This is a genomic window from Zeaxanthinibacter sp. PT1 (assembly GCF_028464225.1).
In the GTDB taxonomy this organism is placed as follows: Bacteria; Bacteroidota; Bacteroidia; order Flavobacteriales; family Flavobacteriaceae; genus Zeaxanthinibacter.
On record NZ_JAQPCN010000003.1, the window covers coordinates 117,713 to 132,323 of the forward strand.

The window sequence follows — 14,611 nt, forward strand, 5'->3', positions numbered from 1 at the left end:
ACGGGGTTTGAAATTCAGCAGCATTTATGGGAAATTAATACTCGGGGCCGTGATCTTCTTGATCGGTTCCGCTGCTGTTCATGCCCAGTTTTTACTGCAGGCACCCAATGCGGGGGACGAGGCTAATTACAAATGGTATGAAGCTTCCGATACGGCTACGGTACTGGGAACCGATTTCTTTTACGAAGTCACCGATCCGGGAATTTATTTTGCGACCTATGATGGCACGCTGTGTGGAAAAAATGCAACCGGGTACTTTATTGTGACCAATTGTAATTCACCCAATAACGAAGTAACCCTGGATATTACGGCTAATGTGAGTCCGTCAGCTACCATAAGCTGGGATCCTCCACTTCCGGGAGACCAGACCATGCCATTGGTCATCGCGACCCAGACCGTAACTAAGTATACGGCGTCTATCACTAAAGTGGGGAATACTATGGCCCTGCCCAGTTTTACAGTGGTATGCATGGATCAATCGGCAATACTTGAAGATGATGTGGTCTCGGTGGATGAAGATACCAGTCTCATTGTCCCTATCTATGATAACGATAGCCAGATCCCGACATCGGGTACCCTTACTGCCACAGATCCTGCTAATGGTACTGTAGTCATAGACATTAACGGCACCCCGAATGTTCCCGGCGATGATCTGCTGACATACGTCCCGGACCCGAATTACAATGGTCCTGACAGCTTTGATTATACGGTTTGTAACAGCTCGGGAGAATGCAGTACGGCTACGGTAACGGTGACAGTGATCCCTGTACTGGATGCAATTGTAGATGCCCGTTCTACGGAGCAGAATGTGCCTATAGATATCTTCGTACTGTTTAATGATAATGACCTGCCTATCGGTGGAACTATCAGCAATACCAATACCACGAACGGGACATTGGTTCATAACTCGAACGGTACACCAGTATATGCCTTTGACGATTATTACACCTATACGCCAAACCCGGATTACCTGGGCAATGACAGCTTTGAATATACCATATGTGATACCCTGGGCCACTGTAGTACGGCCACGGTAACTATTATCGTGGTTGAGCCGGGCGTAGACCTGGATGCCGACAACGATGGTATCGTGGATAGTTTTGAGGACCTGAATCTTGACGGGGACAATGATGCCACTACCAACCCGACGGATACGGACGGGGATGGAGTGCCGGATTACCTGGACATTGACAGTGATGATGACGGAATCCCGGACAACGTGGAGTCACAACCTACCGCTCTTTATATTCCACCTTCTGGAGTTGATGAGAACGAAAACGGCCTGGATGATGCCTATGAATCAGACGCGGTCGGAATATTCCCGATTGACACGGATAATGATGACCTCCCGGATTACCTGGACGATGATACCGATAATGATGGGGTGCCGGATTACATAGAGGCTCACGATTTTGATCGTGACGGTGTACCGGATGTAGTCTACATAGGTTCCGATAAGGATAATGATGGTCTTGATGATGGTTATGAAGGTGCATCTACACTTGATATAGATGTCAATGATGAGATTGACAATCCGTTGCTAGACCTTCCAAATACGGATGGGGACGGGGAATCTGACTATCGTGATATCGATGATGACGGAGATGGTACCCTGACCACCAAGGAAGATGTGAATAACGACGGAAACTTTACCAACGATGATTCTGATGGAAACGGTACCCCGGATTACCTGGAACCCAATTATGCAGAGGTGCTGATCTACAATGTGGTGACCCCTAATGGTGATGGTGTACACGACTTCCTGAAAATTGATGGTCTGGATCGCTACCCGAATAACACCATACATATTTACAACCGCTGGGGGGTTCTTGTATATGTGACTCAGTCCTACAATTCACAGGGTAACGTCTTTGATGGTACCTCTGAAGGAAGGGTGACCGTGGAGCAGGATAATAAATTGCCGGTAGGAACCTATTTCTACGTCCTTGAATACGAAGAGACCGCAGGAAACATGAAATCCATGTCCGGGTATATCTACCTAAATAAGTAAAACCATGAGCAAGTCAGTCAACCACAATCACTCATTCAAGTTCCAGGGCTTATGGCTTTTGATCATTTTCCTGGGTCTGCACCTGAATTCCATGGCCCAGCAAGATGCGCAGTACACACAGTACATGTATAATACCGTGAGTGTAAACCCGGGTTATACCGGTTCCAGGGGGCAATTGAGTATTGCTGCTCTGTACAGGGCACAATGGGTAGGCTTGGAAGGTGCCCCCAAAACACAGACTTTTAACTTTCATACCCCTTTAGGATATAACGGGGTAGGGATAGGACTTTCAGTAATTAATGACCAGATTGGCCCTACTTCGGAAACCTATGTAGACGTTGATTTCTCTTATACCGTAAAGACTTCTGATGAGGCACGGCTCAGCTTTGGGTTAAAAGCCAGTGGGCATTTACTGGATGTGCGTTTCTCAGAGCTGAACCAGGATTATAGTCAGCCGGGCGGTCCGGATCCTACTTTGCAGACCGATATTCAGAATAAGTTCTCTCCTAATTTAGGAGCAGGCGTATACTACCATACAGAGCATTTCTATGCGGGGCTTTCCGCACCCAGGATATTAGAGACTTCACATTTTGATTCGTCTTCCCTGTCAACGGCCCGGGAAGAGATCAACTATTATTTCATCACCGGCTATGTTTTTGACATGAACCCGCTCTGGAAGTTTAAGCCTACCTTGCTGACTAAAGTAGTGTCTGGCGCACCTTTACAAATTGATGTCTCAGCCAATTTCATGTACAATGAAAAATTGATTATGGGCGCTGCCTATCGCTGGGATGCCGCACTGAGTGCTATGGTCGGATTCCAGATTTCTTCTGAATTCCTGATCGGGTTGGCTTATGACCGGGAGATCACAGAATTAGGACAAGCTGTCTTTAATGATGGTTCTTTCGAGGTCTTATTGAGATATGATTTTATCAAAGCACTCGACAACCTGAAATCACCCCGATTCTTCTGATTTATCCTTGAATTTCTTTTTTCTATAGGAGCTCCACTGCTTAATCCTTTAAAGGTCTTATTTTTGTGTAATGACACAGAAAGAAGAACGCGTAATACTCGTAAATACTGAAGACGAGGTACTGGGGACCATGCCTAAGATGGAAGCCCACGAAAAGGCCTTATTGCACCGAGCTTTTTCCGTTTTTGTACTGAATGACAAAGGCGAGATTATGTTACAGCAGAGAGCCGCAGCTAAATATCATTCGCCATTACTTTGGACCAATACCTGTTGCAGCCATCAACGTTTAGGGGAGGGCAACCTGGATGCAGGTAAACGCAGGTTACAGGAAGAGATGGGTTTCCAGACCGAACTTACAGAGATATTTTCATTTGTTTATAAAGCTCCATTTGATAATGGTCTGACAGAACATGAATTTGACCATGTGATGATCGGTTACTTTGAAGGAGAACCCAATATTAATCCCGATGAGGTTGAGGCCTGGAAATGGATGTCGCCCGAAGCCATCAAGACAGATATGGAGCGTAATGGGAAGGCTTATACTGCCTGGTTCCGGATTATCTTTGATAAGTTCTACGAGCATTTCAATCAAAAAACCGAGAATCGATGAAAGTGAAAGTAAGCAGGGCTGCGCATTTTAATGCCGCACACAGGCTCTACCGGCCGGATTGGAACGAAGAAAAGAACAACGCTGTATTTGGCAAGTGTAACAATCCCAATTTTCACGGGCATAATTACGAATTGATTGTCAGCGTCACCGGTCCCATCGATCAGGAAACGGGGATGGTCATAGATCTTAAAGATCTTAAGGATCTTATTAAGTCAGAAGTGGAAGAAGCCTTTGATCATAAAAACCTGAACGTGGAAGTTCCCGAGTTTGCAAACCTTATTCCGACGGCTGAAAATATCGCCGTAGTGATCTGGAATAAGCTAAAACCACATTTAAAGGAGGAGCAGGAGCTGGAAGTGGTACTATATGAGACCCCGCGTAATTTTGTAACCTATTCAGGATAAATGGGATTAAAAGTAGGAGAAGAAATACCGTCGTTCAGCCTGGAAGACCAGGAAGGAAAGCAATTTGATATAGACACCGTAAAGGGGAGTAAGCCTATAGTTATTTTCTTTTACCCAAAGGATAATACCCCCGGTTGTACAAAGGAAGCCTGTGCATTCCGCGACAGTTATGAAGATTTTACAGACCTGGGAGCAGAAGTCATCGGTATCAGTTCAGATTCCAGCAGTACTCACAAACGTTTCGGTGCGCGCCACAACCTTCCCTTCGTGTTATTATCCGACTCCGATGGAACAGTTCGTAAAATGTTCCGGGTTAAAGGGCACTTGATGAATCTTTTACCGGGAAGGGAAACCTACGTAGTGGATACGGATGGTAAAGTGATCATGGTTTATAATAGTATGAACGCATCTAACCATATGCAGAAGGCTTTGGATGCACTAAAAGCGACGCTGTAATGAAATTATACCCATTGAAATTTGATCCTATTCTCAAAGAGAGGATCTGGGGCGGTACCAAACTGAAAGAAGTGCTCGGGAAGCCAATCACGGATGATCACACCGGTGAAAGCTGGGAACTTTCCGCAGTTGACGGGGATGTCAGTGTGGTTTCTAACGGGGAATATAAAGGAACCAAGCTTACCCGGCTCATAGCAGATGAAGCTGAAGCCCTATTAGGGACTAGCGTGGTGAATCGATTTGGACGGGAATTCCCGATCCTGATCAAATTTATCGATGCCCGGAAAGACCTGTCGGTTCAGCTACACCCCAACGACGAGCTGGCCCGTAAAAGACACGGGTCTTTCGGGAAGACAGAAATGTGGTATATCATGGATGCCGATCCGGGGGCGAATCTTATCGTAGGTTTTAACAGGGACCTGGATAAGGATACCTATAAGCAGGAGCTGGAAAATGATCGCTTACTGGACCTGCTGAATTACGAGCAGGTAAAAGAAGGGGATACCTTCTTTATCAATACCGGGAAAGTTCATGCCATAGGTGCAGGGGTAATGCTTGCCGAGATACAGCAGACCTCGGACATTACCTATAGGATTTATGATTTTAAAAGAAAGGACAAGGATGGGAATTACCGGGAATTACATACCGAACTCGCCCTTGATGCCATCGATTATAAGAAGAAGGACGATTTTAAGGTAGCGTACAGCAACCGGAAAGACGCTGTAAATACCATGGTAGATTCCCCCTATTTCAAAACTAATTTCCTGGACCTCAGCCGTGATTTCTCCTTGGATTTACAGAAGCGCGAAGCCTTTACCATACTCATGTGCGTACAGGGTGAGGCTAATGTTATATATAAAAGTGAAAGTGCTACCTTGAAAAGGGGAGAAACCGTACTTTTACCGGCTGCAATTCAAGGAGTAACCTTGGAAACCGCAGAAGCAAAATTGCTCGAAGTAACAATTTAAGGTAGTAACAAGAACTAAATCAAAGTAAAATGGCAAGTATTCGCGAATTAAAGAAAGATATCAATAGCGTACTCGGTGGAATCATAGAGGCCGTATACATCGTGGAAGCCTCCAATGGAGAGCAGAACAGCAAAGAGGGATCAAAAATTATTGACGATGCAATTGAAACCTTTGACGAACTGATCGCAAAGGTGAACGATAAAGAGGTAGAGAACCGTAAGGCACACCTGAAAAAAGTACGCGAAGAACTGGAAGAGAAGGCCAATAAGTTGGTGGTTAAGGTCAACAAACTGGCCTCTTAAATTACTCTTCTTCCTGTCGCGACTGCAGGTATTCTGACAAGGCGCGACCGTATTTAGAATTAGCAACCTCCGGGGTTAACGAACCGTATATAGAATCAAGGTATTTCTTATTGGCGTCGGGAACCTCGGTGAGTGCTATAAAAGGAGCAACTTCAGAATCCTTGTTGTTCAGCGCAAAGTTTAGCGCGTACAAATAGCCTCTCAGGATATTCTTCTCATTTAACTGGTTCAGGGAATCCATAGCGGTTGAATCTTCCCGGTACTCCGGTTTAGACGCTGTCTGTAAAATTTCCAGGTTCCGGGTATTAAACCGGGACATGTTATTCCTGTATTCCTCTAATTTTTCATGAGTTTTTGAACCACTGATTTTTGCTTTGCCTTCGAATGCATTCCATTGCGTATTAACAGTGATGGTTCCGGCCTCTCCAAAGAATGAGATACGGTCATTGAAATCGTTCCTATCTTCTTTCTCTAGGTAGAGATAGAATAATTCCGGGCTTTCGAGCTTAGTCTCAAAGGTAAATTTACCGTCCCCGGAGATTTCCATGGAATCCAGGGCGACCAGGCTTGAATCCTGTATTTTCTGTAGGTAGAGGGTACCTTTCTTTAGGCCGGCAACATTTCCGGTAACGACCATGGTCTTTTCAGGATCTTTACCGCAGGCAACGATCAGTAGGGCCAACAGGGACCACAAAGCAAGTTTGTTCATCTAAAAAATTTTTGGGCAAATATCACTAAAGTTTGCGTGTTATTAAACTTTTGAGGCAATTTCCATAAGGTAGGCGCAGAGCAGGGCCCCGCCCGTTCCCACCACGTACCCGAATACGGCCAGGAGTACCCCGACCGAGGTCAGGGAGGGATGAAATTCAGCCGCGACTACCGGTGCAGATGCAGCACCGCCAACATTGGCCTGGCTGCCTACAGCCAAAAAGAAATAAGGAGCTTTGATCAGTTTAGCGACCAGTATCAGCAAACCGGCATGTATGCTGATCCAGATAAGACCTATGGCGATAAGGCCCGGGTTTTCCAATACTTTTCCCAAATCCATTTTCATTCCTATGGTGGCTACCAGGATATAGATAAATACACCCCCTAATTTGCTGGCCCCCGCTCCTTCATAGTTCTTGGCCTTAGTAAAGGACAGCCCAATCCCGATCGCGGTTGCGATCACGACCATCCAGAAGAAGTTACTGCCCAGGAAGGACAAGAAACTTTTTTTATCAGCGACAGCTGCTACATTGGCTTCGAGGTAGGTGCTAATAGAATCGCCAAAAAAATGGGCAATGCCTACTGCCGTAAAGGCGAGGAAGAGCATGATCATATAGTCGTTCAGGGTAGGAACCCTGGTGATTTTTTCCGTAAAGGCGGTTACTTTTTTCCGAAGATCGGTGATGGCCGAAGTATCCGCTTTAAGCCATCGGTCTATACGCGCGGAACGCCCAATACCAAATAAGAGTACGGCCATCCAGATATTAGCGACTACAATATCTATTAAAACCATCCCCCCGTATTTAGACGGGTTATACCTGAAGATCTCTAACATGGCTGCCTGGTTGGCACCTCCACCGATCCAGCTTCCCGCGATGGTGGAAAGTCCTCTCCAAACTGCATCAAAATCGTTCCCACCTACCGTTTCAGGAGAGAATATGGATACGATCAAAATGGCGATAGGTCCTCCGATAATTATACCTACGGTTCCTGTAAAGAACATGATCAGGGCTTTTGACCCCAGGTTTGCAATGGCTTTAAGATCTATACTCAGGGTCATGAGGACCAGTGCGGCGGGGAGAAGATAGCGGCTGGCCATAAAATAAAGTCCGGAGGTTTCATCAGAAATAACTCCTGCACTGGCTAATATCGCAGGCAGCACGTAACACATGAGGATAGCCGGAACGACCGAATAAAATTTACTCCAGAATCCTGTGTGCCTTGAAGAGGTATAAAATATAAAACCCAGGCATAAGGTTAATAATCCAAAGACGACACTGTCATTGGTGATCAGGGGTTGCTCCATGGGTGGTTATGATTTTGGCCAAATATAAACAAAAAGCTAAGACAGCTAATTTTGCGAAAATCAGATATTCAGCCAGTAGGTGAACTTCAGGTTGATAGACCTGTACCGCGGGCTGAACTGGTTGATGAAATAATTGTCATTGTAGACCAGGAAAAGATCAGAAAGCGGGGCAAACCTCCATTGCAATCGAGAATTGATTCCCAGGTTGTCTTGCTGGTTGCTGTACTGAATAAGGGTAGACCAAAAGAGGCTCTTACTGAAGGTGATATCTACCTTAGGTGAGAATAACCAAAGGTCGGCGCTTGGGTAGGGGTCCGGCAACTGTATCTTGTCGTAATTAAGGGCAAACCGCAAGGAGGCAATCGGTTGTATCCTCAGGCTGACTTCCCCTTCCAGGGAAAACCGGGTTCCGTTAAAAAAGCCGCCGTATTCCGGTTCTATGGAAAAGGAGACGATATTGGCCCTATTAGAGCGGTATTCCATTTTAAAGCTATTGAACTCGTATCCCTGGTTTCCCGGTAAGGGAATGCCGTCTTCAGATCCGGTGGGATCAAAAGAATCTGTCAGGAAGATATAGCGGTTACTGAATTCTGCTTCAAAATCGGACTGGTTTCTCAATTCGGCCCTCCATGTGGCCATGATATCGTGGTCTGTCCTCTGGTAATCCAATCCCGGTCTCCAGGTAACGATGGGGAACAACCTGAAACTGTGCCGGTTTATAGGGCCTGCACTGGGCCAGAATAAGCGTTCAGCCGCTACAGCACCCTTCAGGATATCCGTTCTCCTGATAAATCCCAGGTCCGAACGAAAATCTTCATCTACCTTGACCAGATCGGTGACAAATCGGTAATTCCTGCTATTGTACTCCAGGTTGGCGCCCAGGGAGAGATTTCCCTCCGCATCATCCGGCTGAAACGACTTGTGGGCATAAAATTTACCCGTCCAGGTGTTTTCTTTAGACGCCAGGTTGTAGTCTAGCCCCACCACACGATTGTAGTCATCTTCCCGTTCTAAAAAATCGTAGTCGCCAAAAGACTGGCGGTTGATGAGGAACATACTGACGAAAGAGCGGGAAAACATTTTTCGCTGCAGCGCCAGCATCATATTATTGTTAGAGGCAATTTCGTTGTCCGGATCTTCTGCAGTCTGGATATTAAGAAATCCTAATCGCCAATCCTGGTTAAGTTTTCCGCTCAGCCGGACCCCTCCGAGTATATCGTTCTGTATGGTGTTCCCTGTAGAATCTTTGGCAATCCCTATACGACGCGAAAAAAAAGGATTTGCATCCCTGCCGCCTCCATAACCTGAAAACAGGTCACTATTATCAATAAAGAATTGTCGTTTTTCCGGGAGGTTGATCTCAAAGCGGGTAAGGTTGGTAACTACATTATCCACCTCCACATTAGAGAAATCCGGGTTAATGGTTATATCCAGGTTCATCCCGTTACCGATGGCAACTTTGGCGTCTCCACCAACCTTGAAGTTGACCGAACTGTTGTCCAGGACGTAATCATTGTCGGCCAGGATATTGATATATGGGATTAATGCCAATGGGGTGCGCGATTTTCCCAGTGGTTTTTCAAATTTCATATCGCCCATAAAAGCGAGGTTAAAAATGAGTTGATTTTGGGGAATCTCTGCCCAAACACTACGCTCGTTGCTTTGCATGTCAAAACGGTAACTCTGGAATCGCCATTTAGTCTCCCCTTCACGGAATTTGAAGGATGTAAGTGGGATGGCTATCTCTGCGCTGTAATAATCGTCATATATGGTGGTCTCGGCCTGCCATTTAACGTCCCAGGAGGTATTAAAACCTCTTAGGTCAGCACCTCCACCGGAGATGAGCGCTTCCCTTCTCACTCCGTAAGGGTTGATGCCAAAGAGGAAGGCATTGGTTCCATCATTGAAGGTGTCAAAGATGAGGCTGATATTATCATTTCCCCCGGCTCTGAAATCCCGTTCCAGGGAAGGAATAACATAGTCTTTCCCGGGTGCATTGGCCTTGATACCGATATAGAGCGTGGTCCCATTGTATAACATCCGGATTTCGGTCTGTTGTTCTGCTCTGAGTGTATCTGTGGGGAAATATTGCTGAAAATCCCCCGCAACATCAGCTTCTTCCCATGCAGCTTCATCTAGAATCCCATCGGCCTTTATAAAGCCGTCAATATATTTTACAGTGAATTCTTTGTCGGTGGTTTGTGCATGGGTGAGGAAGGAAAAGAAAATTGATAAGAAAACGCACAAACGTCTGAACATAGTTGAATAGTTAGTTAGGTGGCCCCCAAATTTAACCCCTCTGACGTTAAATAAATCACAAAATTTTGCCAAAAGCAGGTGCGATTCAGTCATAAGATGGCTAAACAGTGACCGGCTTATTCCCTAAAAACCTGGGCTTCCATATCCAGGATCCAGACAGATATATACCACTTGATAAATACGTTAATCTTAATCCTTGGACTTAAACTTCTTCTTTTTCTTTTTGTCCGGGTTGGTAAACAACCGTTTCAGGAAGCCGTCTTTTTTCACGGGTTCACAATCCAGTAAGCGTGCAACTTCTCCGGAAGGGGGCTGAAACCTTGCCCTTGTAATAGGGTTAAATGACTTTTCTTTATTCATCTTCTGCAGTAAGGTGGCAAACAGGGGAAGAGCGGCATTGGCCCCCTGTCCGAGGCTGGTGCTCCTGAAGCCGATCTCGTGTCGGTCCAGGCCTACCCAGCTGACGTGAACCAATTCCGGGCTTATAGCCACGAACCAGGCATCCTTGTTATTTTGTGTAGTACCGGTTTTGCCTGCCAGGTCGTTCCTTAAGCCATACGTACTCCTGATCCGTGCTGCGGTGCCCTGGTTGACCGTGGCTTGCATCATTTCAATCATCAGCTGCCTGTTCTGTTCAGAATAAGCAGGGCCCGGTCTATCCTCTTGCCGGTGTTCCATCAGTAAGGAGTCATTACCACTGGTGACTCTCTTTATGAGGTAGGGTTTTACCGGGATGCCGTCATTTACGTAACTCGCGTATGCGCCAGCCAATTCTGGAATACTGACCGCACCGGTACCTAAAGCCAAGGAAGGTTGTGCAGGTAAATCTGCAGTGATCCCCATCTTTTTAGCGAGCTGCAGGGTTCTGTTAATCCCGGCATCTTCCAGTACTTTTACGGCAACGGTATTCACCGAATTACTAAGCGCCTCCTCCATGGAATAATTGAGATAGGCTTCATCCTTGTCGCCGGAATTCCCGGGAGACCAACCCTCCATGTTTTCATAGGCAACCTCCCTGGCCGAATAATAGTTGCAGGGTTCAACTCCCGCTTCCAGGGCTGCAGTATAGACGATGGGTTTAAAGGTAGAGCCTACCTGCCTTTCGCTTTGGGAAATATGATCGTACTTAAAATATTTATAATTAATCCCCCCGATCCAGGTCAGTACTTCCCCGCTCTGTGGATCTATTCCCAGCGAGCCCACATTAAGATATTTCATCAGGTATCGGACACTGTCAATACTGCTCATCAGCAAGGTGGTATCTCCTTTCCAACTGGGGAGGGTCATCGATCTTTTTACTGACAGGGAGTCCATAACGGCTTCTTCGCTAAGCCCCGATGCACTTAATTTCCTGAAGGCCGGCGATTGGCGCACTGCCTTCCGGATAAGTGTTTTATCAGTCTCCCAGGGGGCATTCTTTCCATGACTTTTCTCAAATTGTTGTTGCAGGCCTTTCATATGTTCAGTCATGGCTTCTTCGGCCAATTGTTGCATTTTAAAATTAAGGGTTGTGTACACCTTTAAACCAGAGGTGTAGATATTGTACTCCTGCCCATTTTCTCTTTCTTTATCTGCCCATCTTTTAAGTTGCTTGCGAACTTCTTCCCTGAAATAAGGAGCAATCCCCTGGTCGTGGTCGTATTCCCGGTAATCCAGGGATAGGGGAAGGCCCTGTAAACTGTCTAGCTGGGAATTGTCAATGTGTTCATTCCGTGCCATAGCCAGGAGCACTAGGTTTCGCCTGGTAATACTGCGCTCGGGAAAAAGCCTTGGATTATATGCATAGGTGGCTTTTAGCATCCCAACCAGGGTAGCTGCTTCTACCATAGACAGATCGCTGGCTGGTTTATTGTAAAATTTAAGGGCGGCACTTTCAATGCCAAAAGTGTTGCCGCCAAAAGATACCGTATTAAGATAATGCTGCAGGATTTCCTTTTTGGTGTAAATGGACTCCAGTCTGCTGGCAATGATCATTTCCCTGAATTTATCTGCCACCAATCCAAGTTTACTGCCGTGCTCACGGGGATATAAATTTTTGACTAACTGTTGACTTAAGGTACTTCCGCCACCGGCCGATTCGTCCTGCAGCAGGACAGTTTTTAGTGCTACGCGCATCAGGCTGGGATAATCGATGCCCTTATGTTCGTAGAATCGCTCGTCTTCAATAGAGACCAGTGCATGTACAAGGTGTTCGGGTAATTGCTCATAGCTGACAGGTTGCCTGTCAAAAAGGTAATACTTTCCGATCAGTACGCTGTCTGCAGAATATACCTCCGTAGCTTTTTGGTAGCTAAGGTCTGAGAGCGACTTTTCTGACGGGATGGGCCCCCAGGCCCCCGCATGTATGCTTAACATAAAGGTTATAAACAGGCCGGATAGGGCCACAAATACCCATAATGCATATTTACTAATTTTTCGCCATTGGGGTTTATGGATGTTTTTCATAGTTTTGGCAGCCTTTTCCTGTCAACGGGGCAAAAGTAGTATAACTGCAGACATTCTCTTAATGGCGTTTTAGTACTTTTTAATCCAAAAAATTGTGGGCCAGGCTTTACTGTTAACCTGATTATTGAGTTGTAATATTTTGATTATGAAGAAACTACTTCTATTGCTTTTGTTGGTTGGTCAATTTTCAATGGCCAACGAGCTGGTATGGGGTAAAACCGGCCATCGCGTTGTGGGTGAGGTTGCCCAGGAGCTTATCAGTTCTAAGACTCGCAAGGCCATTGATAAATTATTAGACGGGCAAAGCCTGGCTGAAATATCTACCTATGCAGACGAGATAAAATCAGACAGGGCATATGATGCTTATTCCCCTTGGCATTACGTCAACTACCCTTTTGACAAAGAATACTCTGAAGTAACTCCGGCTCCGGAAGGCGACCTGGTCATGGGGATACAGAAATCCATAGAGGTACTAAAGGACGCTAACCGTACCAAAGAAGAAAAAGTATTTTATTTAAAAATGCTTGTGCATTTCCTGGGTGACCTGCACCAGCCGCTGCACGCCGGGCGTGGGGAGGATAAAGGAGGAAACGATATACAGGTCATGTGGTTTGGTAAAGGAAGTAACCTGCACCGTGTCTGGGACAGCCATTTGATTGATGATTACGGGATGAGCTATACCGAATTGTCCAATACACTTCCCAGGATCTCCAGGAAAGAAAGAAAGGCAATGCAGAAAGGCAATGTGCTGCAATGGATTGAAGAATCACAGGAATTAGCCCGGAAAGTATATGGAACGGCAGAAAGCGGGGACAAGCTCGGTTATTCGTACAGCTATAAGTACTGGGACCTGGTAGAAAAACAATTACTTACAGGGGGAGTTCGCTTAGCCAGTGTGCTGAACGATATTTTTGGTTAGTATAGATCTAAGGTAAAGGCTACTGCGAAGGCAGGCTGAATGCGTTAAAAGTTACTGTTTATCCCATACTCCGAGGTTTTTAACTACTTTTTTTTATCCTGGCACGAGAATTGAATAAATTAATATAAGAATCCGGGTGTTAGGATGTTGGCAGTTACCCGCCTGCCAGAGGTAGTATCCGTTTTCAAGTAGCAGGGTAATAAAAAAATCGGTTTGGATAAAAGCCGATTTTTTTATGTTTTAAGGGTACCGTTCTAAAGTATCAGGATTGTAATACCTGTTTTAACTGGTTCCGGTATTCTGAAGGGTTCTGGCCGGTGAAAGCCTTAAAAGATTTATTAAAGTGCGAGAAATTATTAAAACCACATTCATAACAGACCTCGGTGATGCTCATCGGTTTTTCGGCTAATAGCTTAGAGGCGTGTACCAAGCGGTATTCATTCACAAACTGTACAAAGGTTTTATTGGCGATCTTCTTAAAGTACCGGCAAAAAGACGGTATGGTCATGCTCACCATATCGGCCATCTCCTCCAGGGAGATGTCTTCCTGGAAGTGATTCTTTACATGGTTAAAAACCGTATTGATTCGATCATTGTCCCGGATGTCGGTTTCCATGGAGAAACCTTCGGCATTCAGCACTTTATATTCTTTGGATCTTCCCAGTTCGTTGAGAATATTAAGGATAGACAGTAATCTCTGGAAATCGTTCTGGTATTCCATTACTTCGATCTTCTGTCCAATCTTTAATTTGGTACTACCATTAAACGCTACCCCGCTTTTAGCGAGTTCAAACAGGGCCTGTATGTTCTTCATTTCGGGAATCTGGAAAAAATCGCTCCCCAGGAAATCCTGTTTCATCTGTATGACGGTTTCACTCTCGTTACCCGTCAGCTTATCCGTAAAGCCGCAATGCGGTAAATTACTTCCTATAAGGATAAGATCTCCGTCAGAATAATAGGAAATGTGACTACCTATCTGTCTTTTCCCGGAGCCTCCCTGCACATACACCAATTCTATTTCCGGGTGGTAGTGCCAGACAGTATTATTATTCAACTTGGACTCGTCAAATTTCTGGTAGGTATAGGAGTGCCCAAAATTAGGGACTATTGCTTCAAATGCCGGCTTCTGCTTCATTATCTCTTTACTACTATCAATACCCTTATAAAATTACAAGGGTAGCATTGATAGGTTCTGTGCAAAATTACCCAAAATATATGCAATATTAACCTGAGAGGTCAAATTTGGGGGG

13 protein-coding genes are annotated in these 14,611 nt (G+C 45.5%); 8 read left to right on the forward strand and 5 right to left on the reverse strand.

Going from position 1 to position 14,611, the window contains the following annotated elements; all coding sequences use genetic code 11:
• The first annotated feature begins 7 nt into the window (after window positions 1-7).
• The 7 genes from PP178_RS09925 to PP178_RS09955 all read left to right on the forward strand — a co-directional run bounded on the left by PP178_RS09925 (window position 8) and on the right by PP178_RS09955 (window position 5,724).
• Window positions 8-2,011 carry a gliding motility-associated C-terminal domain-containing protein gene (locus PP178_RS09925; protein ID WP_336298533.1) on the forward strand — a complete coding sequence of 668 codons (2,004 nt, stop codon included), beginning with the start codon at window positions 8-10 and terminating at the stop codon, window positions 2,009-2,011.
• Window positions 2,012-2,015: 4 nt separating this feature from the next.
• Entirely contained in the window at window positions 2,016-2,984 is a 969-nt protein-coding gene (locus PP178_RS09930) for a PorP/SprF family type IX secretion system membrane protein (protein ID WP_272594189.1), read from the forward strand.
• Window positions 2,985-3,054: 70 nt separating this feature from the next.
• Window positions 3,055-3,594 carry an isopentenyl-diphosphate Delta-isomerase gene (gene idi / locus PP178_RS09935; protein WP_272594190.1) on the forward strand — a complete coding sequence of 180 codons (540 nt, stop codon included), beginning with the start codon at window positions 3,055-3,057 and terminating at the stop codon, window positions 3,592-3,594.
• Entirely contained in the window at window positions 3,591-3,998 is a 408-nt protein-coding gene (locus tag PP178_RS09940; protein ID WP_272594191.1) for a 6-pyruvoyl trahydropterin synthase family protein, read from the forward strand. Before idi ends, PP178_RS09940 begins: the two co-directional genes overlap by 4 nt.
• Window positions 3,999-4,454: a peroxiredoxin gene (locus PP178_RS09945; protein ID WP_272594192.1), complete on the forward strand. Its 456-nt coding sequence runs from the start codon at window positions 3,999-4,001 to the stop codon at window positions 4,452-4,454.
• Window positions 4,454-5,422, forward strand: a complete 969-nt coding sequence (locus PP178_RS09950; RefSeq protein WP_272594193.1) for a type I phosphomannose isomerase catalytic subunit — start codon at window positions 4,454-4,456, stop codon at window positions 5,420-5,422. The genes PP178_RS09945 and PP178_RS09950 overlap by 1 nt, the downstream gene beginning before the upstream one ends.
• A gap of 29 nt (window positions 5,423-5,451) precedes the next feature.
• Entirely contained in the window at window positions 5,452-5,724 is a 273-nt protein-coding gene (locus PP178_RS09955; RefSeq protein ID WP_272594194.1) for a hypothetical protein, read from the forward strand.
• A 1-nt stretch (window position 5,725) separates the two neighbouring features.
• Here the strand turns inward: PP178_RS09955 and PP178_RS09960 are convergent, their stop codons facing one another.
• From PP178_RS09960 to PP178_RS09975, 4 genes are all read right to left on the reverse strand, one after another.
• Window positions 5,726-6,433, reverse strand: coding sequence for a DUF4369 domain-containing protein (locus tag PP178_RS09960; RefSeq protein WP_272594195.1), 708 nt, complete (start codon window positions 6,431-6,433; stop codon window positions 5,726-5,728).
• Between the two features lie 42 nt (window positions 6,434-6,475).
• On the reverse strand, window positions 6,476-7,738 hold the full coding sequence (locus tag PP178_RS09965) for a DUF819 family protein (RefSeq protein ID WP_272594196.1): 1,263 nt from the start codon (window positions 7,736-7,738) through the stop codon (window positions 6,476-6,478).
• 60 nt (window positions 7,739-7,798) lie between these two features.
• Window positions 7,799-9,997, reverse strand: a complete 2,199-nt coding sequence (locus PP178_RS09970; protein ID WP_272594197.1) for a DUF5916 domain-containing protein — start codon at window positions 9,995-9,997, stop codon at window positions 7,799-7,801.
• 189 nt (window positions 9,998-10,186) lie between these two features.
• The gene (locus tag PP178_RS09975; protein WP_272594198.1) at window positions 10,187-12,442 is read right to left on the reverse strand and encodes a transglycosylase domain-containing protein; all 2,256 of its coding nucleotides are present in this window, start codon (window positions 12,440-12,442) and stop codon (window positions 10,187-10,189) included.
• A 145-nt stretch (window positions 12,443-12,587) separates the two neighbouring features.
• On the opposite strand from PP178_RS09975, the gene PP178_RS09980 reads away from it, so the two are divergent.
• Window positions 12,588-13,361: a S1/P1 nuclease gene (locus PP178_RS09980; RefSeq protein WP_272594199.1), complete on the forward strand. Its 774-nt coding sequence runs from the start codon at window positions 12,588-12,590 to the stop codon at window positions 13,359-13,361.
• 262 nt (window positions 13,362-13,623) lie between these two features.
• Here the strand turns inward: PP178_RS09980 and PP178_RS09985 are convergent, their stop codons facing one another.
• Window positions 13,624-14,496 (reverse strand): AraC family transcriptional regulator, encoded by an 873-nt coding sequence (locus PP178_RS09985; RefSeq protein ID WP_430974715.1) that lies wholly within the window; start codon window positions 14,494-14,496, stop codon window positions 13,624-13,626.
• Between the last annotated feature and the right edge of the window lie 115 nt (window positions 14,497-14,611).